The sequence below is a fragment of the Alkalimonas delamerensis genome (genome assembly GCF_030717955.1).
In the GTDB taxonomy this organism is placed as follows: Bacteria; Pseudomonadota; Gammaproteobacteria; order Enterobacterales; family Alteromonadaceae; genus Alkalimonas; species Alkalimonas delamerensis.
The window spans coordinates 153440-173278 of the sequence record NZ_JAUZVY010000003.1; the positions used below are offsets into that span (position 1 = coordinate 153440).

The following is a 19839-nucleotide window of genomic DNA, read 5'->3' on the forward strand; positions in this document are numbered from 1 at the left end:
CATTAAATCCCTTCTTGTACTTAAGGCGATCTAAATTGGAACAAAGAATCACGCATCGTTGGCAATGGGTGGGGTACGCTTACCCGCTGGCTATTTTGGGGTATTTACTGCTGGCTTGGTACACCTGCTACAAGGTTGATTTTTTGCAGCAGCCCAGTGCCCTGTTCCCTTGGTCACAAGCGTTAATGGATGAAGGCCATACCCCGATGCTTTGGTTGGTCTTGTTTGGCGAAGCGTCCCTTACTGAAAACCTGCAATGGTTTTCTTTGCTGCTGGCAGCATTTTTTTCCGGCTTGGTGGCTGTGCAGTCAAAGCAAGCCCGCTTGGCAGCCGTTATTTTATGTTTTGGTTTGCTCTGGATGTACGCCGAAGATTGTTACAATGTGCGGCATTTGACATCAGCCTGGCTTGGGGAAGCTTGGCTTGGTTATGACACTGCTAGTTTGGAATGGCGTCGTTCGAGAGCACGAACAATGATCGAACTAGCCATTTATGCTGGCATGGCGGCTGCAATGGCTGTTGCTTATTGGTTGGTGTGGTCTCGCAAGCTGTTAAGCCGGCCGGCATTCATAATTTTCACCAGTGGCTATGTGTTGTATGGCATTGCTGCATTTGGTTCTGCTAGCCGAAATGTTGGTGATTGGTATGCCAACCTTGGTAGTAAGCTGTTTGATACTTTGGCGTTGAAGCATGATATACCATGGCGAGGCCATGATATCGTTCACTTCCAAGATCCACTCGGTTTTTGGTGGATGGATTATATTTTGGAAGAGTCGCTGGAGTTAATGGCGGCAAGTTTACTATTGACAGGTATATTTTTTTGTATAAAACGAAATTAACAGTATGATTTTATATAAAAAAACCTCAACAATGTAGTTGAGGTTTTCAAAATGAAATGTACTGGAGTTACGATCCCGCTGGGGCACCGGCCAATTCACATGTACCTGTACCTGCGTTACATGATACGGTTCTTAACTCGGCAGAGTTACCGCGAGTTCGTGGTGTGAAAACAATGTCTGTTCCACCAGTATGTTGTGCCCATGTTGGTGTTGGGCTGGTTGCACAAGCAACATTTGGAGCTGGTGCAACTGTTGCAGTTTCACCGCCAAGTGCAAGATCAGCAACGGCACTTCCCATGTAAGAACGGGCTTCACCCAAACAAGCACCATTGGCACTACGCTGGGTGTAGTTTTGATAAGCAGGCAATGCTACAGCTGCCAAAATACCAATGATCGCAACCACGATCATCAGTTCGATTAAGGTGAAACCCTGTTGGGTTTTTTGGATAGATTTCATGGTAAAACTCCTGAGTTGTTAACAGCCAATGGGAGGCTACCTCTTATTTTGCGGTAAATTACCAAATGCGCAAGTTGAAATTCGCATTTTTTTTGAATTTTTTTTAGTTGTTTGATTTTAAATACAAATAACCTGTTTTTGTTGCTAAAATCGCCAAAAAAATATAGTAAAAAAGTACTAGTGTTTGGGGTGGTTTTAGCGACAAACCCTACCTTAATGGGTTAGTTTCTGCTGATTTTTTTCTGTTGAAGGGACAATTTAGGGGCTGGCAGACTATCTAGAATCGGGGTCAGATTCACATTTCGCTAAGAGTACTGAAAACGGTCAGATGCGCTTTTTTTCATGGTTCGAAATTTTTTGTGGAAATTCGGGGTCAGATTCACATTTTTTCAGATTCACATTTTTTCTAATCAGTTTGAGCGTTGAGTCTGCTGGATAAAATCAACCACCTGTTGATAGTGGCGCAGGATCACTACCCGTTGCAACACGTCACGGCTAAAGTTCAGGTAATCATGCACTAAGGCACTGCGCAGGCCAATAATGGTGTTACGCCACTGGCTTTCATTTTCCGTCTGCTTGCGTGGCATGTGATAGGATGTTATATTTATATATAACTTTATTTTATTGGAGAGCTATGATGCACACCACTAAACTTCGCAAAGTCGGTGGCTCTGTCATGTTAGCCGTTCCACCAGCTTTTTTAGAGCAGTTACACCTTCAGGCTGGTACCACTGTTGGGTTGGCAGTTGATCATGGTTGTTTGGTCGTTAATCCCAATCCCCGGCCTCGATATACCCTTGAAGAGCTGCTTGCCGCTTCCGATTATTCGCAACCGTTGTCACCGGAGGAGCGCGAATGGGTTGACGCACCTGCGGTTGGCAAGGAGCTTTTATGAACAGGGGAGATATTTACCTGGTTTCTCTTGATCCGACTGCTGGCCATGAACAAAGCGGCCAGCGTCCGGTGCTGATTGTGTCAGCCACGGCCTTCAATCATGCTACCAAGCTGCCGGTCATCTGCCCAATTACCACAGGCGGGGCCTTTGCCAAGCGGTTAGGTTTTGCCGTACCCGTTGAAGGTGGTAATACGACTGGCGTAGTGCGTTGTGATCAGCCCCGTGTCATTGATCTTTCAGCACGGCATGCCCGGAAGGTAGATACCCTGCCAGCATCCATTATGGATGAAGTGCTGGCCAAAGTGACTACACTATTTGAATAGAAGTCAGGGGCAGATTCCAACCTTCGGGGTCCGGGGGCAGAAATTCGGGGTCAGATTCACATTTTTTCTAAGCGCCGCTTTTCTCGCAGCTTAGCAAACTGAAATTCGGGGTCAGATTCACATTTTTTCTAAGCGCCGCTTTCCTCGCAGCTTAGCAAACTTATTTCGTGAGTATGGGCCCATGGTTGATTATTGCCAATGTTACATGAATGCCGATGAAGAGCCAGAGCTGGTTTTTGAACAGCGGGGTTCCAGCATTACAGTGCACCATCCGATGATGTATCAGCTTTTAAAAGAGAGAATTACCCATGACTGAGTCACCCACAAAAAGCCCTAAAGCGCAGGAAACACATGAATCCTTACGCAAAGCAGTACAAGATGCCCTTGCACGAAAGCGAATGCTAGGCCAGTACAGTGTACAGTGGCGGGCAAATCGAGTGGTTCTGGAGGGCGGGGACGCGCCTGCGACTATGTCCAATGAGGTCGGGGCAGTCTAGCAGCGCTCAGTTGAACCACAATTGATTCAGTGCGAGGCCAAAATGAGTACCCTTAGTTTACGACTACCAGACTCCCTGCACCAACAGGTCAAGGCACTGGCAAAAAAGGATGGCGTTTCAATCAATCAGTTTGTGTCCTCTGCCGTGGCAGAAAAAATGACCGCCTTACTGACGGAAGAGTATCTGCAAGCTCGGCAACAACAAGGCAATGAGCAAGCTTTTCTTGCCAGTATCAGCAAGGTAGCAGATGCAGAGCCTGCAGATTACGACAAGCTGAAGTAGCTGCACAAATAGAATCGTTGCAAGAGTCAGGGGCAGGAATTTCGGAATTTCGGGGTCAGAGCAAAATTTCCAGAACGATTCTCGTGCATTGCTCTGTGAGCATCCATTACACCTTCGCACCGAACCGGTTTAAGCGGGCGCGCTCAACCGCTGTACCATTTCACCAATCGCCAAGGTGCAAATTTGTCTTAGCATTCTTAATTCACCCGCCATACCATGATGCCATGGCAGGCTTTGCACTAAATGAAACAATTTGTCTGCCTGGACTGGTACCTTAGCCAGCAACTGCTGCAGCTCACGCTTGGCCAGGTTATCGGGGATGTTTAATGCATTCGCAAAGGCCATCACGTCGGTTTGGGTTAACTCGCCAAAAGTGGTGGCATTGCCCATGGGTTGTGATAGCTTTTCATGCATATGGTTGCCCATCCGGGCGTAAATAATGGTCGACAACAAATCATAGTGTGGCGTGAGCACTGCATCACCGGAAGTGATAAAGAACGACAGGTTCTTCAGATGCGCATCCCCATTGCCTACCAGCGCATTAAAAACTGCCCATTTAAATAGAGTAAGCCGGGTAACACCGATCATTCTGGCATTTTCGGCCAATGCCTGAAGGGTCGTGGCATTGCTGTTGCTGTATTTCATGGTATGCGCCAAGTTCAGCAGCTGGCAGCCATCAAGTACGTGCAAACGCTGCTGGTTGGGGTACTGGCCTTTGCGGTCGAAACGTTCAATCAGGTACACCGGTTCAGGCAGGTACTGAATATCCACCTGTGGCACCTTGAGGCCACAGGCAGCGGCTAACTTCATCACAAACCACTCATTTCTTGGCGTATGAAAATAGAGCTCTGACGATGGATGCTCCGGTTTCAGAATGTGTGTGGATGGAAAAAAACCTGAGGGCTCATACAGCTGCTGGTTATGATAGATAATCAGCATTTTGTGCTGAGCTCCAGCCAGTGACATCCTTTTGTGCTCAGCTCGATTCAGTGGCGTTTTGGGTAATGCCCGAATACGGGCACTTAATTCATCGGTAGTCAGTAGTTCAACACCACCAGCACCTGGTGACTGCCCCTGCGGCAACAAGGTTATCGCACCCGCAGACTCTGCACCCGCGGCTTCAAGCAACCCAAATGCATCACTAACCGGCAATTGGGTATCTTTGGCCAACAAGGTCCTGGCCGCTTCCTCTGGCAACAGGTTGTCGAAAAACCACTGCACGGGCCGGATAGAGGCACCATCGATCAGTTTTGCAGTTGATAAGGGTATAGCCGGAGATAATGCATAACTCTCTTCGCTGGCAAGCCAGTCCGTATGATACTGAAAAGCCCAGAGGTTATTGTCTTCTGTGAGCTGACCAACCAGAATTGTATCAACAAATACATTAAGCTTTCGACTCATCAACGAGCATCCTGAAGCAGAGTAGCCAGTTGCTGCTGCTGAGTTTTCGTTAAGTGGAGATTCTCCACCGGCAAATCGATGTGAAGGCGAATACCCAGTATGTCCAGCACCCGCAATACCCGCCCCAGCTCAACAGTAGCCTTGCCATTCTCAAAATCACTCAGAAAGGTTGTGCCATTGGCTGACAAACCGGCAGCAGCTACCTGATCCAACCCCTGAGCCTTTCTGATCACACGTGCCAATTGCCCTAGTTGCTTGCTATCTTTCACGGCCACTTGCATATCAACCTCAAATAAATGCTATCGCGGTTATATTATAGATGCAGCCGATAAATTCAACAAAATTGATGCGAACGCAGTTATTTACTCCAAAACCAGCAACTATAGCGCAAATTATATGCTTTCGCGGTTAAATGAGTGTTGGAGTTCGGGGGCACATTTCTCTAAGGGTACTGAAAACGGTCAGATGCGCTTTTTTTCATGGTTCGAATTTTTTGTGCACCTGACCCGCTGGATCCATGCGTTGATGCAATATCCGAATAATGGTGATGCCATCGGCTTGTTTGATGAAATACAAACTATGGCTGTTGAAGGGAAAGCTTCATAGAATCAGGGTCAGATTCACATTTCTCTTAGGGTTCTGAACGCAAAGCCTGCGCCGCCTGCCCAATAAAATCAAACACCTGTTGGTAATGGCGTTGGGTCAGTACTCGTTGCAATACGTCACGGCTAAAGTTCAGGTAGTCATGCACCAGGGCATTGCGCAGGCCTATGATTTTACGCCATTGGCTGAGTTCTTCCGCTGTCAACAAGCCAAGCTGGCTGAGTTTTTCAAAGCTGCTGTAAGCATCGGCTGGTACGCTGCCTTGCTGCTGCTTCACCCAGTGCTTGGCAATGCCAATCGCGGCTTCGGTGAGCACCTGCAATTGCCGTTCGGCTGCGCTTTGCTCGATTTTGGTGAGGACTCCCTTGCTTGCCAACAGCGAAATCTCATCCAGCAACTGCAAGCATTCGAGGCTGTGCTCGATCAGGTTGTCTAAATACGCATCAAGCATAGTGGGCCTTGTGGTACAGATGATCCAGTTCCCATTTGGACATCAGTCGGCGCTCCAATTCGAGCCGGGCGAAGTCGTTGCGGCAAAACAACAGGGTGTTGTCCTGGATGACGGTATAGGCCAGAGGCAGCGCCACCTGTTGGATATCAATTACCGATAGTTTTATACCCGGCAGCTGTTGTTGCCAATCCAGCGCCAGCAGCTCCGGGGTCAGGCGACGCTCCAGGGGATCCGGCTCATAGTAAGAAAAAAGCACGGCCAAGTCGTAATCGCTCTGTGCAGTGACTTGACCCCTGGCGCGGGAACCATACAACCAAAGTGCATCCAGCTGACGGTTTGTGCGGGCCAGAGCCACCAATTGTTGGTGCACGGTGTCATCGATAGGCGGTGGCATGACTTGCTCAGATCAATGGTCTAATAAATTGAGTATACGTGACTTAGTTCCGCAAGGGTAGGGTTGCTGCTTAGCTGCCAAACAACGCCAATCGGCCCATAAACTCCTGGCCATGCTGGCTGAGCAGCCAGGCAATCAGCATGGCATTGCCAAACACCACCAGCCAGAACTCCCGCTGAAAACGAAATTTGCTCCGTTTGTGCGCCAGTTGTTTTTGTGCCAGCAAAGCGCCGGGCCAGCCGCCGATAAAGCTGTACAGTTGCAGGCTTTCTTCAGGCAGGCGCTGCACCTGACCACTAATGGCTGCGGCTTTGTCTTGTTGGTACAGCCAATAGGTAAAGAGGCTGGCTTCGATGTACAAAATGGGCAGCACGTAAGGCAGGCTGCCAAACAGCAAGGCAATGATCAGCAGCATTAAGAAACCACTGCGAAAATACAGCGATACATCTTCGGCGTAGTCCAAATTAATGCTTTGGCTGGCATTGTTGGCGGGCGTTTGTTGTTTGTGGGGTTCTATAAACTGCAGCGAGGTGGCGATGGGGCGGCCACGTTTGTCTTTTCCGGGCACAAAGCGAAGCTCGTCGCCAAGCTCAGGGCGAGCGGACTTACTGACGAAGTCGCGGATGTGAAAAAAAAGCTTTTGCTGGCTCTGTTGGCAGACCAGGAAACCAAAGCCTTTCACATCCTGCCAGAACACGACCCGCCCGGTGCGCGCTTGTTCTGATTGCTGCATGGCTTGTGCATCCTCACTGAGCATTCTGCTTTGAGTGTATCAGAAACCGACAGTTTTGTGTCAGTTTTTTGAGAGTGTATCGCGTTCGGTTAGATGCTGCTCGGGGATCATGTGTTTGTGTAAAACTGCAAATACAATAACTTTTTCAGTTTTACAGATGTAGTAAATAACATGACTTTGGCAGGGAAAACTATATGCCTCCTGCCTGACATCTGGCCGATGGGTGCCGAGCCTTGGGTGCTCTGCAAGCATTGAAAAACTATTAGTAAGCTTAGTGAGGTAAAGGTTTGTTTGTAACTCACCCCAATGTGACAAACTAAACCTTCTTATTTGATGGATGTCAGCTTTTGCTTCCGGGGTAAGCTCATATCCACTCAATCAAGGTCTCCTGCCAGCAGCTGCTCCATAAACTTAGCTCCATCCGAGGTCTGGGTTTCATCGATACTGGCAGCTCGAAGTTTTAAAAGCTCAAGCTTTAGTGCATTGATGCTTTCAAACTCTTCAGCTGAAATCATAACCGCAATAGCTTTGCCATTTTTATTGATGCCTACCGGGTTGGCTTGAGCTTTGAGCAGCAGGGAACCAAAGTGTGTTTTGGCCTCATTTGCAGTAAGAGTTTCCATAGTTTAAACCTGTAGAGGAATTTGCATCAATTATGGTCGAAACGTTCGATTTGGTCAATTTGCAACCGCATTGATAAATCAATGGCCTGCACATGCTTGGTTAGGGCGCCGGAGGAAATGTAATCGACGCCGGTGGCGGCCAGTTCGCGCAGGCGCTCGCTGGTGATGTTGCCGGAGACTTCCAGTTTGGCTTGCTGCCGGTTGATGGCAACGGCCTGCTGAATATCGGCCAGGCTGAAGTTATCCAGCATAATGATATCGGCACCGGCGGTCAGTGCCTGTTGCAGCTCAGCCAGGTTTTCGACTTCCACTTCAACCGGCTTGCCAGGGAAGTTTTGCCGGGCCTGCGCCACAGCCAGGTCGATGCCACCGGCGGCGGCGATGTGGTTTTCTTTAATCAAAAAAGCATCGAACAAGCCGATGCGGTGGTTTTGGCCACCACCACAGAGCACTGCGTATTTTTGTGCCAGTCGCAGCCCGGGAATGGTTTTGCGGGTATCCAGCAGTTGGGTATGGCTGCCAGCCAGTTGCTGCACATAGTGGTCGGTGGTGCTGGCGGTGCCACTTAAGCTTTGCAAAAAGTTCAGTGCGGTGCGCTCACCGGTCAGCAAGCTGCGGGCTTTGCCCTGCAAGCGGCACAGCAGTTGATTGGGGGCGATGCTGTCGCCATCTTGCACCTGCCAGTCCAGTTGCACGGCAGGGTCCAGCTGGGCAAAGACTTCATTGACCCAGGCGATGCCACAGACAATGGCGGCTTCGCGGCTGATGATGGTGGCGCTGGCTTGCTGGCTGGCCGGGATCAGGCTGGCGGTAATATCGCCCTGCTCAACCGGCAGGTTGCCCAAATCTTCGGCCAGGGCTGCCGCAACGGAGGCGCGGATATGATGGTGCAGTTCTGCAGAAATGGTCATCGACATAGGGTTAGCGCTGTATCAGAGTCAGTTGGTTGGCTTGTTGGTTGAATTCTAACTGGTTCAGGGCGCTCATGCCTAATAAAATCTCGGTACCGGACAGATTGGGCACGATGCTGGCTTCGACCTGATAGAGCCGGATATCGCCCAGTTGCAGTTCGTCGATGCGGCTGCGCCAGGCGTCGGCGATGCCATTGGCGGTCATCACCTGAATGCGCTGGCCGCGTGGCAGGCCCAGCCGGCGTGCTGCCAGTTCGGAAACCGCGACGGTGGTGGCGCCGGTATCCAACATAAAATCTGCTGCCTGGCCGTTAATCAGAGCGGTGCCGACATAATGGCCCGAACGGTTGCGTAGCAAGGTGGTGCGCACTTCTCCCTGGCTGCCATGCACACTGTGCAGCTGCTGATTCGGGTTCTGTTGGCCTTGCAGGTAGCCGTGAAACCACCACACCAGCAGCCCCAACAGGCAGAGCCAGGCCAGGATGGTAAAGCCTCTGCTTAGATGTTCTGTGGATTCAACAGGTTGCTTTTCTGTCATGCCAATTCTCTTCTGCACTCGACCAGTGCTATGATACGGGTAAATGCGTCAATGCCAACGGAATTTCTATGCTGCCATGCCCGGTTGATAAGGTACGCCACTCGCCGCATTGCGATCAACGCCCTGCTGGCACCGAGATTAATTTGCTGGTGATTCATAATATTAGTTTACCGGCGGGCGACTTTGTTCCGGACAATGCCGAACAGCGTGCGGTGGATGATTTATTCCTGGGCCGGTTGGACCCCAAAGCACACCCAAGCTTTGCCAGCATTGCTGCGCTTCGGGTGTCGGCCCATTGCGTGATTTGGCGTAACGGTGCGATTTGGCAGTACGTGCCTTTTGCACAGCGTGCCTGGCATGCCGGCGTCAGCAGTTATGCCGGCCGGGAGCGCTGCAATGATTTTTCCATTGGCATTGAGTTAGAAGGCACCGATAATTTGCCGTATACTGAAGCGCAGTACCAGCGTTTAACCGAACTTACTCGGTGGCTGATGCAGCAGTATCCGGCGATCACCCCTGAGCGCATTGTCGGACACCAGCACATTGCACCAACCCGAAAAACGGACCCAGGCCCGGCCTTTGATTGGCCGAGATACCGGCTGGCATTACAGGAGAGCACGCTATGACCTTAGTAAGTATGTTACTGGCGCTGATTGTGGAGCGGCTGGCCGCCCGCAGTGAGTGGTGGCAGGGCAGCCGCTATGCCGGCAGTTGGTTTCGCCTGACCGGCGACAGCAAGCTGTCGGAGCTGGCCCGGCATCCGGTGGGGCAGTATGGCTGGATCCTGCTGCCCGGTGCTGTGGTGTGGGGGCTGCTCTGTTTGATCGATCACTGGCTGGTGACAACCCTGGTCAATGCGCTCTTGCTGCTGTTGGCGATAGGCTGTTGGAAGTACCGCCAGTTGTACAAGCAGTTTTTGAATGCTCAGGACCGAAACGATGACGAAGCGGCATTTTTAGCCATGCAGCAAATCCGTCATCAGAGCGGGTTGGAGCAAGAGGATGCCAGCTATGGCCAAAGCCTGGTCTGGCTGAACTTCCGTTATTACGCCGCTGTGCTGTTCTGGTTTTTGTTGTTGGGCGCCTTTGGCGTCATCAGTTACGTCATTTTGCGGCAGCTGAATCAGCCGGCAGAGCCAGAAGACAGCAGCATGCAACAACTGCAGGCCCTGCTGGTGCAAGACCATGAAGGCACCCCGGCTTACCAGCGGCTGATGCATCTGGCCGACTGGCTGCCGGCCCGTTTGTTTGGCATTGGTTTTGCGTTGGTCGGCTATTTTTCACGGGCATCCAGCACCTTGCTGGGCTATTTCCTGGATTTTACCAGCCCGAATGAGCAAGTGGTGATTGAGGTTGCCACAGCGGCAGAGCCGATTGACGAGTCGGTGCTCAATACCGCCGAAGAAACGGCCATTATGGTGCAGCTGGCCAAACGCAATATCCTGTTCTTCCTTGCTTTTACCGCTATCCTCACCCTGGCCGGCTGGTTGGGTTAGCCTTCTCACCGGCTTAAAAAAAAACCGCTGCCAGTCAGCGGTTTTTTGTTGAATGAGTAATCTGGTCAGACCAATTTAGCCTGTCCCGTTTTGCGTTGCCACTTCTAGAGCCTTAACTCTAACTTTTTCTTTGGTTTGCACCTGCAACCTTCTTCTGCTTTATTTACTTGTTAGGCAGAAACTGCTACCTTAACCACCTTAACGGATAATTGGTCTTACCAATTTACACGGCTTGTACCATTGACAGCTTGTACCATTGAGACAACGGATGGCATTTTGATTATTAAACCAGCCAAATTATCGGATCGCATTGTCGAGCAGCTGGAAAACATGCTGCTGGAGGGCTGCTTTGCTCCAGGGCAAAAGCTGCCACCAGAGCGTGAATTGGCCCAGCAGTTTGAGGTGTCGCGTCCATCGCTGCGCGAGGCGATCCAAAAGCTGGAGGCCAAGGGGCTGCTGAAGCGGCGTCAGGGCGGTGGTACCTATGTCTGCGACAATCTGGCGGCCGGCCTGACCGATCCATTGTTTGAGCTGATTGCCCGCCATCCGGAGTCGCAGTTTGATTTGCTGGAGTTTCGTCATGCCTTGGAGGGCATTTGCGCCTATTACGCGGCGCTACGCGGTACAGCCGCCGACTTTGCCCAAATAGAACAGCGTTACCAGAGCATTTGTCAGGCCCAGGCCAATGCCGATTTACCGGCCGAGTCGCATGCGGTGGGTGCCTTTCACCAGGCCGTGGCCGAAGCCTCGCACAATGTGGTGCTGCTGCACCTGGTGCGTGGCATGACGCCCTTGGTCGAGCAGAATATTTACGCCAACCTGGCGACCATACAGCAAAAACCAGAAATCAAGGCGCAACTGAACGCCCATCGGGAACACCTGATGGAAGCCATTGTTCAGGGCGAACCAGAAAAAGCGCGTCAGGCAAGCCACCGGCACCTGGCCTACATCGAAGAAGCCCTGTTGGAAGTGGGCAAGGAGCGATCCCGGTTGGAACGCTCTTTACGCCGCTCGCAGCAGAGCGATGCAACCTGACACCCCGATGCGTCGTGGTGTGAACAACCTAAGGAATCCCGATATGTCTGAAGTCAGTCAAGTGGACATCGATGCACTCGAAACCAAAGAGTGGCTGCAAGCGCTGGAGTCAGTGGTCCGTGAAGAAGGGGTCGAGCGTGCCCAGTTCTTGCTGGAGCAGGTGCTGGAACAAGCCCGGCTGGATGGCGTGGACATGCCAACCGGCGTTACCACCAACTACATCAACACCATTCCACCGCAAGACGAGCCGGCTTACCCGGGCGATGTCAATCTGGAGCGTCGTATTCGCTCGGTGATCCGCTGGAATGCCATTATGATTGTCCTTCGGGCTTCGAAAAAAGAACTGGAGCTGGGTGGCCATATGGCATCGTTCCAGTCCTCGGCGGCCTTTTACGAGACCTGCTTCAATCACTTCTTCCGCGCACCGAACGACAAAGACGGTGGCGATTTGGTGTTTTATCAGGGCCACATTTCGCCCGGTATTTATGCCCGCGCCTTTGTTGAAGGCCGTTTAACCGCCGAGCAGCTGGATAACTTCCGGCAGGAAGTCGATGGCAAGGGCCTCTCCAGCTACCCGCATCCCAAGCTGATGCCTGAGTTCTGGCAGTTCCCGACCGTGTCGATGGGGCTGGGTCCGATTGCCGCCATTTATCAGGCGCGCTTCTTGAAGTATTTGAATGGCCGCGGCTTAAAAGATACCAGTCAGCAGCGCGTTTACGCTTTCCTTGGTGATGGCGAGATGGATGAGCCGGAATCGCGCGGTGCCATTTCCTTTGCCGCCCGTGAAGGCCTGGACAATTTATGCTTCCTGATTAACTGCAACCTGCAGCGGCTGGATGGCCCGGTGATGGGCAACGGCAAAATTATTCAGGAGTTGGAAGGCCTGTTCCGTGGTGCCGGCTGGAACGTGATCAAAGTGGTCTGGGGCAGTGGCTGGGACAAGTTGCTGGCCAAAGACACCACCGGCAAGTTGCTAGAGCTGATGAACGAAACCGTTGACGGCGATTACCAGACCTACAAATCCAAAGATGGTGCCTATGTGCGCAAGCATTTCTTTGGTCGTTACCCGGAAACGGCGGCCCTGGTTGCCGACATGACCGACGAAGAAATCTTTGCCTTAAAACGCGGCGGCCATGAGCCATCCAAGTTGTATGCGGCCTTTAAAGCGGCCCAGGAATGCAGCGACAAGCCAACCGTCATTTTGGCGAAAACCGTCAAAGGTTACGGCATGGGCGAAGCGGCAGAGGGCAAGAACATTGCCCACCAGGTGAAGAAAATGGACATGACGCATGTGAAGCAAATTCGCAAGCGTCTGGGCCTGGAAGACTTTATCAGCGAAGATCAGGTCGATGAACTGCCGTACATCACTCTGGAGGAAGGTTCGCCAGAGCACAGCTACCTGCATGAGCGACGCAAAGCGCTGCATGGTTACACGCCGGTGCGGTTGCCGCGCTTCAGTGGCGAGCTGACCCTGCCAGAGCTCAGTGCATTTGAGCCGCTGCTGGACGAGCAAAAACGCGATATCTCCACCACCATGGGCTTTGTACGGGCGCTGAATATCCTGTTAAAAGACAAGCATATCGGCAAGCAGATTGTGCCCATTATCGCCGATGAAGCCCGGACCTTCGGCATGGAAGGCCTGTTCCGTCAAATCGGTATTTACAACCCGCGCGGGCAGGGCTACACGCCGGAAGACCGCTCTGTGGTGTCTTACTACAAAGAAGACGTATCGGGCCAGGTGTTGCAAGAGGGCATCAACGAGCTGGGCGCCATGTCGTCCTGGGTGGCGGCGGCAACCTCATACAGCACCAACGATTTGCCGATGATCCCGTTCTACATTTACTACTCAATGTTTGGTTTCCAGCGGGTCGGCGATATGGCCTGGCTGGCCGGCGATCAGCAAGCGCGTGGCTTCCTGCTGGGCGCTACCGCCGGTCGTACCACGCTGAATGGCGAAGGCTTGCAGCATGAAGACGGCCACAGCCATATTCAGGCCGGTACCGTACCGAACTGCATTTCCTACGATCCAACCTACGCTTACGAGCTGGCGGTGATCATTCAGGACGGCATTCGCCGGATGTACGGCCCTGAGCAGGAGAATGTGTATTACTACATCACGGTAATGAACGAAAACTATCACCATGGAGCCATGCCGGAAGGTGCTGAAGAAGGCATTCGCCGTGGTATTTATAAGCTGGAAAGTCTGACTGGCGACAAGGCGCAGGTGCAACTGCTGGGCTCCGGCACCATCCTGAACGAAGTTCGCAAGGCAGCGCAAATCCTGAGCGAAGAATACAGCATTGGCTCCAATGTTTATTCCGTTACCTCGTTCAACGAGCTGGCGCGCGATGGTCAGGCCTGCGAGCGTTATAATATGTTGCATCCGGAAGCCGATGAGCAAGTGCCTTACATTGCCACCGTCATGAACAATGCGCCGGCCATTGCCGCTACCGATTACATGAAGAGCTACGCCGAGCAGGTGCGCGCCTTTGTGCCGGCAGAGTCTTACAAGGTACTGGGCACCGATGGCTTTGGCCGCTCGGACAGCCGCGAAAATCTGCGTCGTCACTTTGAAGTGAACGCGGAGTACATTGTGGTGGCTGCATTGAACGAGTTGGCCCGCAAAGGCACGCTGAAAAAAGCCGTGGTGGCCGATGCCATCAAAAAGTACGGCATCGACAGCGATAAAACCAACCCACTGTACGCATAAGAGGACGACCAATGAGTATTGAAATTCATGTGCCGGACATTGGCGCCGATGAAGTTGAAGTGACCGAAATTCTGGTCAGCGTTGGCGATACGGTGGAGCCAGAACAATCCCTGTTGACGGTGGAAGGCGACAAAGCCTCGATGGAAGTCCCGGCCAGCGAAGGCGGCGTGGTCAAAGCCATTAAGGTGAATACCGGCGATAAAGTGAAAACCGGCAGCCTGATTATGGTGTTTGAAGCTGCTGAAGCCGATGATGCAACGGATGCGCAAGAAAGCGCAGACGAGACCAAAGCTGAGGACGCTGCCGACAGCGCCGATGCTGCCAGCAGCGAAGATAAAGACGTTGAAGTACCGGATATCGGTGGCGATGAAGTTGAAGTGACTGAAATCATGGTCAGTGTTGGTGACAGCGTCGAGGCCGAGCAATCCTTGCTGACGGTGGAAGGCGACAAAGCCTCGATGGAAGTGCCGGCACCTTTTGCCGGTACCGTCAAAGCCATCAAGGTCGCCACCGGCGATAAAGTGAAAACCGGCAGTTTGATCATGGTGTTTGAAGTGGCAGGCTCTGGCAGCAAGGCCAACAAGCCGGCTTCAAGCGCGCAAAAAGCCGAGAGCAAGGCTGATGTTAAAACAGAGCAACCGACCAAGGCGGACAGCACCGCCAGCTCAGACAGCAAGCCTGCGGCAAGCGACAGCAAAGCAGCCGGCAAGGACGAGTTTGTTGAAAACGATGCCTATGCCCATGCGTCACCGGTGGTGCGGCGCTTAGCGCGCGAGTTTGGCGTCAATTTGGCCAAGGTCAAAGGCACTGGCCGTAAGAACCGGGTGCTGCGTGAAGATGTGCAGAATTACGTCAAGGCGGTGGTGAAGCAGGTGGAGTCTGGCAGTGTTAGCTCCGGCTCTGGCATGGACGTGCTGGCCTGGCCGAAAGTGGATTTTGCCCGCTTTGGTGAGATTGAAGAAAAGCCGCTGAGCCGTATTCAGAAGATCTCCGGTGCCAATTTGCATCGCAACTGGGTGCGTATTCCGCATGTCACTCAGTTCGATGAAGCCGATATCACCGCCCTGGAAGACTTCCGCAAAGCGCAAAATGCCCTGGCCGAGAAGAAAAAGCTGGGCGTGAAGTACACCCCGCTGGTGTTCATTATGAAAGCGGTGGCCAAGGCGCTGGAAGAGTTCCCGACCTTTAATTCGTCGTTGTCGGAAGATGGTCAGAGCCTGATCCTGAAAAAGTACGTCCATCTGGGCATTGCGGTTGATACACCGAATGGCCTGGTGGTGCCGGTGGTGCGGGATGTCAACACCAAGGGTGTGATTGAACTGTCGAAAGAGCTGATGGAGATTTCGGCCAAAGCCCGGGATGGCAAGCTGACCTCGTCCGATATGCAGGGCGGCTGTTTTACCATCTCCAGCCTGGGTGGCATTGGTGGTACTGCCTTTACGCCGATTGTGAATGCACCTGAAGTCGCTATTTTGGGTGTGTCCAAATCGGAAGTGAAACCGAAGTGGAATGGCAAAGAGTTTGAGCCGAAGTTGATGCTGCCATTGTCGGTCTCCTACGACCATCGGGTGATTGACGGTGCGCTGGCGGCACGCTTTACTGCTACTTTGGCGAGTTATCTGGCGGATATTCGTCAGATTATTATGTAATTTCGGGCAAGGATAGTTTTGGTGTAGGTGCTGCTGACTGGGTAGCGCACACAGACACGCCGTGAACCCATCCATGGGGGCTGCGTTTTGCCATCCCTGGCAAAAAGCGTCTGTTTAGCGTACCCAGTCAGCAGCACTGGCCGAGATAGCTTGGGTGTAGGTGCTGCTGATTGGGCAGCGCACACAGACACGCCGTGAACCCATCCGTGGGGCTGCGTTTTGCCATCCCTGGCAAAAAGCGTCTGTTTAGCGTACCCAATCAGCAGCACTGGCAGAGAACTGTGTGGCCGCGTGCGCTACCCGGTCAACTCCCTAAGTCAACTCTAAGGCCGTTATTAGCCAGCAAACTTTTGTTGCTGCGCTGAAAAGTTACAAGACATCATTCAGGCTGGATGATAAAATTCAGCCACATTTTTCGTCGGCAGCCTGCGCGGTTGTTAGCAACCACACAGTACGCGCGCTGCCACTATGGTTCACAAGGTGAAAGGTATAACGATGAGCAAAGAGATCAAAACGCAGGTCGTGGTATTGGGCGCAGGCCCTGGTGGCTACTCCGCAGCATTCCGCGCTGCCGACTTGGGCCTGGACGTAACCCTGGTAGAAGCCCGCGACACCCTGGGCGGTGTTTGTCTGAACGTGGGTTGTATTCCTTCCAAAGCCTTGTTGCACGTTGCCAAAGTGATCGACGACGCCAAAGAGATGGCATCGCACGGCGTGAGCTTTGGTGCGCCAGAAATTGATCTGGATAAAATTCGTGCCTGGAAAGACAAAGTGGTTGGCCAACTGACCAAGGGTCTGGATGGCATGGCCAAGATGCGTAAAGTGAAGGTGGTCAATGGCTACGGCAAGTTTACCGGTGCCAACACCCTGCAAGCGGGCGACACCACCATTACCTTTGAACACGCCATTATTGCGGCTGGCTCAGAGCCGGTAGCGCTGCCCTTTATTCCAAAAGACGACCGGGTGATTGACTCAACAGGCGCACTGGAACTGAAAGACATCCCTGGCGAAATGCTGGTGTTGGGTGGCGGTATCATTGGCCTGGAAATGGGCACTGTGTACCGGGCGCTGGGCTCCAAAGTATCAGTGGTTGAATTTGCCGACCAGCTGGTGCCTGCCGCCGATGCTGATATCGTGAAAGCCTACACCAAATTCAACAGCAAGAACTTCAACATCATGCTGTCGACCAAGGTGGTGGGCGTGGAAGCGAAGAAAGACGGCCTGTACGTGACCTTTGAAGGCAAAAACGCGCCAGAAAAAGCCGTGCGTTATGACAAAATCCTGGTGGCGGTTGGCCGCAAGCCAAACGGCAACCTGATGGATGCAGCCAAAGCCGGTGTTAACGTGGACGAGCGTGGCTTTATCAATGTCGATAAGCAGCTGCGTACCAACGTCAAGCACATCCATGCCATCGGTGACGTGGTTGGCCAGCCGATGCTGGCGCACAAAGCGGTGCACGAAGGTCATGTCGCGGCTGAGGTCATCGCTGGCATGAAGCATTACTTTGACCCGCGCGGCATTCCTTCGGTGGCTTACACCGATCCGGAAATGGCCTGGGTGGGTGTGACCGAAAAAGAAGCCAAAGAACAGGGCCTCAAGTACGAAGCCGCGACCTTCCCATGGGCTGCTTCTGGCCGCGCCATCGCTTCTGCCCGCACCGAAGGCTTTACTAAGCTGATTTTCGACAAAGAAACGCACCGTATTATTGGTGGCGCCATTGTCGGTATCAATGCCGGTGAAATGTTGGGTGAAATTGGCCTGGCCATTGAAATGGGCGCCGATGCTGAAGACATCGCTTTGACCATTCATGCCCACCCAACCCTGAACGAGTCCATCGGCCTGGCCGCCGAAATCTACGAAGGCTCGATCACCGACTTGCCAAACCCTAAGGCAAAGAAGAAAAAGTAATTTTTCTTCGTTAAATCAATAAACAAAGGCCGCATTTGCGGCCTTTGTCGTTGTAACCTGGCCAAATACTTAATCCACTTCGTACAACAGCTCCGCGTCTTGCATGCCAAGCAGGATAAAACTAAGGCGGTGTGAATGGGGCAGGGTAAGCATCACTATCCTTGTCTTTAAGGCTGTATAACGAGCTTTTGCGCTTCAATAATGCGTTTGAAATCGGCAGAGGTACTGGCCCAATCGACCAAGTCTACTTTCCAGGGTAGATCGGATTCGCTGAACGCTTCGGCCACTTCGGCCAGTTGACTCAGGGGAAGCGGTTGTTGACTGATGATGGCCAGATCCAGATCGGAATAGGGTTTGGCCTTGCCCTGTACTCTGGAGCCAAAAGCCCACACCGGATACTGCGACAGATACTGCTGCAAAATAGCAGCAATGTGTTGCCATTCCAGTTCACTGACTTGCAAACGTTCGGGTTTATTCATGAGCTAAGCGTTGCTGCAGTTGCGTGGCTAAAAACCGGGCTTCCGCCAGAAAGTCAGGGATCCCTGCCACCACTTGCAGGGCAATGTCTTCATCGTAAGTATGACTGGTTTTGGCGCGCATATCGCGATAGGTTCGCCAGGTCGGCCAGTCACCTTGCAACAACCCTTGCTCATTGGCGGTGCGGATCAAATCGGCAAAAGGCATTTGATCGAACTGCTCTGGGGACGGCGAGCTAAACTCCAGATAGCGCTTCAGAGTTTTATGGCTGATTTCGTAGGTAAATTCAAAGCGTTGCACCAAGCCATCACGGATCTGGATATCACGAATATCCTGCTGGTAGCGTTGCAAACCTTCGTGCAGACGTTCTATGGCATTCAGCAGTGGCTGGATATCTAAAGGCATGACCATTCTTTTTTTGTAAAGAGATGGCAACAGTGTAGCTTAGCCGTTGTCTGACTCCAAGACTTGCGCCACAAATGCTGTTGCGCAGAGTGTGCTTAATTGCAGTGACCACCTCCAGATAGCCGACCACTTCCTGCGCATTCCTTGCTACACTGCAAGCTCTTTTCCAACCATGGTCCTAAGGAGAATCGTCCGGTGTTTTCTGTTGAGTTCAAAGTGCGGGATTACGAATGCGATATGCAGGGCATTGTGAACAATGGGGTTTACTTTAATTACCTGGAGCATGCCCGCCATGAGTTTTTGCACAGCAAAGGCATTGATTTTGCCGAGCTAGCCCGCCAACAGGTTAATCTGGTGGTGGTGCGCTCGGAAATGGATTACAAAGCGCCGTTGCAAAGTGGCGATCACTTTGTGGTGACGGTTGCTTTTGAGGCCATCTCCAAACTGCGCTTTGGTTTCCGTCAGCAGGTGATCCGCAGTAAGGATGACAAGGTGATGCTGGAAGCTCTGGTCATAGGAACGGCCGTCAATGCCAAAGGTCGCCCTTTTGTGCCGGCTGAGCTCGGGTTGTTGAGCAACAAATAACAACGCAGGGCGCGGCGTGCGCCCTGCTGGATTACTTAACCAATTTGGTAATCCTCACCATCGGGTGCGGTGAACTGCTTGGTACAGGCTGGCAGTTGGCAACCATGCACCAGGCTGAACCAGGCTTGCTGCTCCGGCAGTTCAATCTGAATATCGCTGATGCCGGCGGCGTCGCTGTGCTCACAGTGGCCCAGGCTGATTTCGACATGGCGGCCATCCTGCTTCAGCACCAGCGCATCCGGGGCGCTTTTGCGGCCACACAAGGCGACAAATTGCCCTGGTTGCTGTAAACCGGCTTTGCGGCCATCGGCAAAGAACACCAACAGATGCTGGTAGTAGACTTCGTACTGGCAGACATCGCGGTGCGAGCCTTCGGTCAGTGGAAAGAGTTTATCCAACACCCCTTTGGAATACGCCATGACCTGCTGCACATGATGTTCGTTCAGCTGATGGATCTGGCTGATTTCCTGCTGGATCAGCGGCTGAAGGTCTCTTTGGCTCGTTGCGGCTTGTGTCATCGTATTCATTGTTTGTTCCTCACGCTCTATCCGTATGCTTTGCCCGTGGTTCATGCCACTGGTGCTGTCGGGTACCGGCAGGGAGTTATTGCCCTTGCTCGATTTTTAGT

At 52.4% G+C, this 19839-nt stretch carries 25 protein-coding genes; 11 read left to right on the forward strand and 14 right to left on the reverse strand.

Annotated elements, in window-relative coordinates:
• Nucleotides 1-35 precede the first annotated feature (35 nt).
• Nucleotides 36-839 carry a hypothetical protein gene (locus Q3O59_RS09000; RefSeq protein ID WP_305945269.1) on the forward strand — a complete coding sequence of 268 codons (804 nt, stop codon included), beginning with the start codon at nucleotides 36-38 and terminating at the stop codon, nucleotides 837-839.
• A 67-nt stretch (nucleotides 840-906) separates the two neighbouring features.
• On the opposite strand, the gene Q3O59_RS09005 is transcribed toward Q3O59_RS09000, so the two are convergent.
• A complete protein-coding gene (locus Q3O59_RS09005; protein WP_305945270.1) occupies nucleotides 907-1296 on the reverse strand; it encodes a pilin in 390 nt (129 codons plus the stop codon).
• A gap of 410 nt (nucleotides 1297-1706) precedes the next feature.
• Nucleotides 1707-1883: a hypothetical protein gene (locus tag Q3O59_RS09010; protein ID WP_305945271.1), complete on the reverse strand. Its 177-nt coding sequence runs from the start codon at nucleotides 1881-1883 to the stop codon at nucleotides 1707-1709.
• Nucleotides 1884-1933: 50 nt separating this feature from the next.
• On the opposite strand from Q3O59_RS09010, the gene Q3O59_RS09015 reads away from it, so the two are divergent.
• The 3 genes from Q3O59_RS09015 to Q3O59_RS09030 all read left to right on the forward strand — a co-directional run bounded on the left by Q3O59_RS09015 (nucleotide 1934) and on the right by Q3O59_RS09030 (nucleotide 3293).
• Entirely contained in the window at nucleotides 1934-2191 is a 258-nt protein-coding gene (locus tag Q3O59_RS09015; protein ID WP_305945474.1) for an AbrB/MazE/SpoVT family DNA-binding domain-containing protein, read from the forward strand.
• Complete coding sequence (locus Q3O59_RS09020) at nucleotides 2188-2514, forward strand: type II toxin-antitoxin system PemK/MazF family toxin (protein WP_305945272.1); 327 nt, start codon at nucleotides 2188-2190, stop codon at nucleotides 2512-2514. The genes Q3O59_RS09015 and Q3O59_RS09020 overlap by 4 nt, the downstream gene beginning before the upstream one ends.
• 539 nt (nucleotides 2515-3053) lie before the next feature.
• Nucleotides 3054-3293 (forward strand): YlcI/YnfO family protein, encoded by a 240-nt coding sequence (locus Q3O59_RS09030; RefSeq protein ID WP_305945274.1) that lies wholly within the window; start codon nucleotides 3054-3056, stop codon nucleotides 3291-3293.
• Nucleotides 3294-3422: 129 nt separating this feature from the next.
• Here the strand turns inward: Q3O59_RS09030 and Q3O59_RS09035 are convergent, their stop codons facing one another.
• From Q3O59_RS09035 to Q3O59_RS09075, 9 genes are all read right to left on the reverse strand, one after another.
• Nucleotides 3423-4694 (reverse strand): HipA domain-containing protein, encoded by a 1272-nt coding sequence (locus Q3O59_RS09035; RefSeq protein ID WP_305945275.1) that lies wholly within the window; start codon nucleotides 4692-4694, stop codon nucleotides 3423-3425.
• Nucleotides 4694-4975: a helix-turn-helix domain-containing protein gene (locus Q3O59_RS09040; protein ID WP_305945276.1), complete on the reverse strand. Its 282-nt coding sequence runs from the start codon at nucleotides 4973-4975 to the stop codon at nucleotides 4694-4696. The genes Q3O59_RS09035 and Q3O59_RS09040 overlap by 1 nt, the downstream gene beginning before the upstream one ends.
• Before the next feature lie 350 nt (nucleotides 4976-5325).
• The gene (hepT, locus tag Q3O59_RS09045) at nucleotides 5326-5748 is read right to left on the reverse strand and encodes a type VII toxin-antitoxin system HepT family RNase toxin (RefSeq protein WP_305945277.1); all 423 of its coding nucleotides are present in this window, start codon (nucleotides 5746-5748) and stop codon (nucleotides 5326-5328) included.
• On the reverse strand, nucleotides 5741-6142 hold the full coding sequence (mntA, locus tag Q3O59_RS09050) for a type VII toxin-antitoxin system MntA family adenylyltransferase antitoxin (RefSeq protein WP_305945278.1): 402 nt from the start codon (nucleotides 6140-6142) through the stop codon (nucleotides 5741-5743). Before mntA ends, hepT begins: the two co-directional genes overlap by 8 nt.
• Before the next feature lie 70 nt (nucleotides 6143-6212).
• Complete coding sequence (locus tag Q3O59_RS09055) at nucleotides 6213-6875, reverse strand: DUF1294 domain-containing protein (RefSeq protein ID WP_305945279.1); 663 nt, start codon at nucleotides 6873-6875, stop codon at nucleotides 6213-6215.
• A 60-nt stretch (nucleotides 6876-6935) separates the two neighbouring features.
• Nucleotides 6936-7253, reverse strand: coding sequence for a type II toxin-antitoxin system RelE/ParE family toxin (locus Q3O59_RS09060; protein ID WP_305945280.1), 318 nt, complete (start codon nucleotides 7251-7253; stop codon nucleotides 6936-6938).
• Nucleotides 7250-7498 carry a type II toxin-antitoxin system Phd/YefM family antitoxin gene (locus Q3O59_RS09065; protein WP_305945281.1) on the reverse strand — a complete coding sequence of 83 codons (249 nt, stop codon included), beginning with the start codon at nucleotides 7496-7498 and terminating at the stop codon, nucleotides 7250-7252. The genes Q3O59_RS09060 and Q3O59_RS09065 overlap by 4 nt, the downstream gene beginning before the upstream one ends.
• A 26-nt stretch (nucleotides 7499-7524) precedes the next feature.
• On the reverse strand, nucleotides 7525-8409 hold the full coding sequence (nadC, locus tag Q3O59_RS09070; RefSeq protein ID WP_305945475.1) for a carboxylating nicotinate-nucleotide diphosphorylase: 885 nt from the start codon (nucleotides 8407-8409) through the stop codon (nucleotides 7525-7527).
• A 10-nt stretch (nucleotides 8410-8419) separates the two neighbouring features.
• Complete coding sequence (locus Q3O59_RS09075) at nucleotides 8420-8947, reverse strand: retropepsin-like aspartic protease family protein (RefSeq protein WP_305945282.1); 528 nt, start codon at nucleotides 8945-8947, stop codon at nucleotides 8420-8422.
• Nucleotides 8948-9015: 68 nt separating this feature from the next.
• On the opposite strand from Q3O59_RS09075, the gene ampD reads away from it, so the two are divergent.
• The 6 genes from ampD to lpdA all read left to right on the forward strand — a co-directional run bounded on the left by ampD (nucleotide 9016) and on the right by lpdA (nucleotide 17744).
• A complete protein-coding gene (ampD, locus tag Q3O59_RS09080; RefSeq protein ID WP_305945283.1) occupies nucleotides 9016-9573 on the forward strand; it encodes a 1,6-anhydro-N-acetylmuramyl-L-alanine amidase AmpD in 558 nt (185 codons plus the stop codon).
• A complete protein-coding gene (gene ampE, locus Q3O59_RS09085; protein ID WP_305945284.1) occupies nucleotides 9570-10442 on the forward strand; it encodes a regulatory signaling modulator protein AmpE in 873 nt (290 codons plus the stop codon). Before ampD ends, ampE begins: the two co-directional genes overlap by 4 nt.
• A 330-nt stretch (nucleotides 10443-10772) precedes the next feature.
• A complete protein-coding gene (gene pdhR / locus Q3O59_RS09090) occupies nucleotides 10773-11477 on the forward strand; it encodes a pyruvate dehydrogenase complex transcriptional repressor PdhR (RefSeq protein WP_369812382.1) in 705 nt (234 codons plus the stop codon).
• A gap of 43 nt (nucleotides 11478-11520) precedes the next feature.
• Nucleotides 11521-14187, forward strand: coding sequence for a pyruvate dehydrogenase (acetyl-transferring), homodimeric type (gene aceE, locus Q3O59_RS09095; protein ID WP_305945286.1), 2667 nt, complete (start codon nucleotides 11521-11523; stop codon nucleotides 14185-14187).
• 11 nt (nucleotides 14188-14198) lie between these two features.
• On the forward strand, nucleotides 14199-15836 hold the full coding sequence (aceF, locus tag Q3O59_RS09100; RefSeq protein ID WP_305945287.1) for a pyruvate dehydrogenase complex dihydrolipoyllysine-residue acetyltransferase: 1638 nt from the start codon (nucleotides 14199-14201) through the stop codon (nucleotides 15834-15836).
• Nucleotides 15837-16331: 495 nt separating this feature from the next.
• A complete protein-coding gene (lpdA, locus tag Q3O59_RS09105) occupies nucleotides 16332-17744 on the forward strand; it encodes a dihydrolipoyl dehydrogenase (protein WP_305945288.1) in 1413 nt (470 codons plus the stop codon).
• A gap of 167 nt (nucleotides 17745-17911) precedes the next feature.
• Here the strand turns inward: lpdA and Q3O59_RS09110 are convergent, their stop codons facing one another.
• Both Q3O59_RS09110 and Q3O59_RS09115 read right to left on the reverse strand, forming a co-directional pair.
• Entirely contained in the window at nucleotides 17912-18223 is a 312-nt protein-coding gene (locus Q3O59_RS09110) for a nucleotidyltransferase family protein (RefSeq protein ID WP_305945289.1), read from the reverse strand.
• Complete coding sequence (locus Q3O59_RS09115; RefSeq protein WP_305945290.1) at nucleotides 18216-18626, reverse strand: nucleotidyltransferase substrate binding protein; 411 nt, start codon at nucleotides 18624-18626, stop codon at nucleotides 18216-18218. Before Q3O59_RS09115 ends, Q3O59_RS09110 begins: the two co-directional genes overlap by 8 nt.
• Nucleotides 18627-18821: 195 nt before the next feature.
• Here Q3O59_RS09115 and Q3O59_RS09120 point away from each other — a divergent pair, with 195 nt between their 5' ends.
• Nucleotides 18822-19211: an acyl-CoA thioesterase gene (locus tag Q3O59_RS09120; RefSeq protein ID WP_305945291.1), complete on the forward strand. Its 390-nt coding sequence runs from the start codon at nucleotides 18822-18824 to the stop codon at nucleotides 19209-19211.
• Nucleotides 19212-19246: 35 nt separating this feature from the next.
• Here the strand turns inward: Q3O59_RS09120 and Q3O59_RS09125 are convergent, their stop codons facing one another.
• Complete coding sequence (locus Q3O59_RS09125) at nucleotides 19247-19738, reverse strand: aldolase/citrate lyase/malate synthase family protein (RefSeq protein ID WP_305945292.1); 492 nt, start codon at nucleotides 19736-19738, stop codon at nucleotides 19247-19249.
• Between the last annotated feature and the right edge of the window lie 101 nt (nucleotides 19739-19839).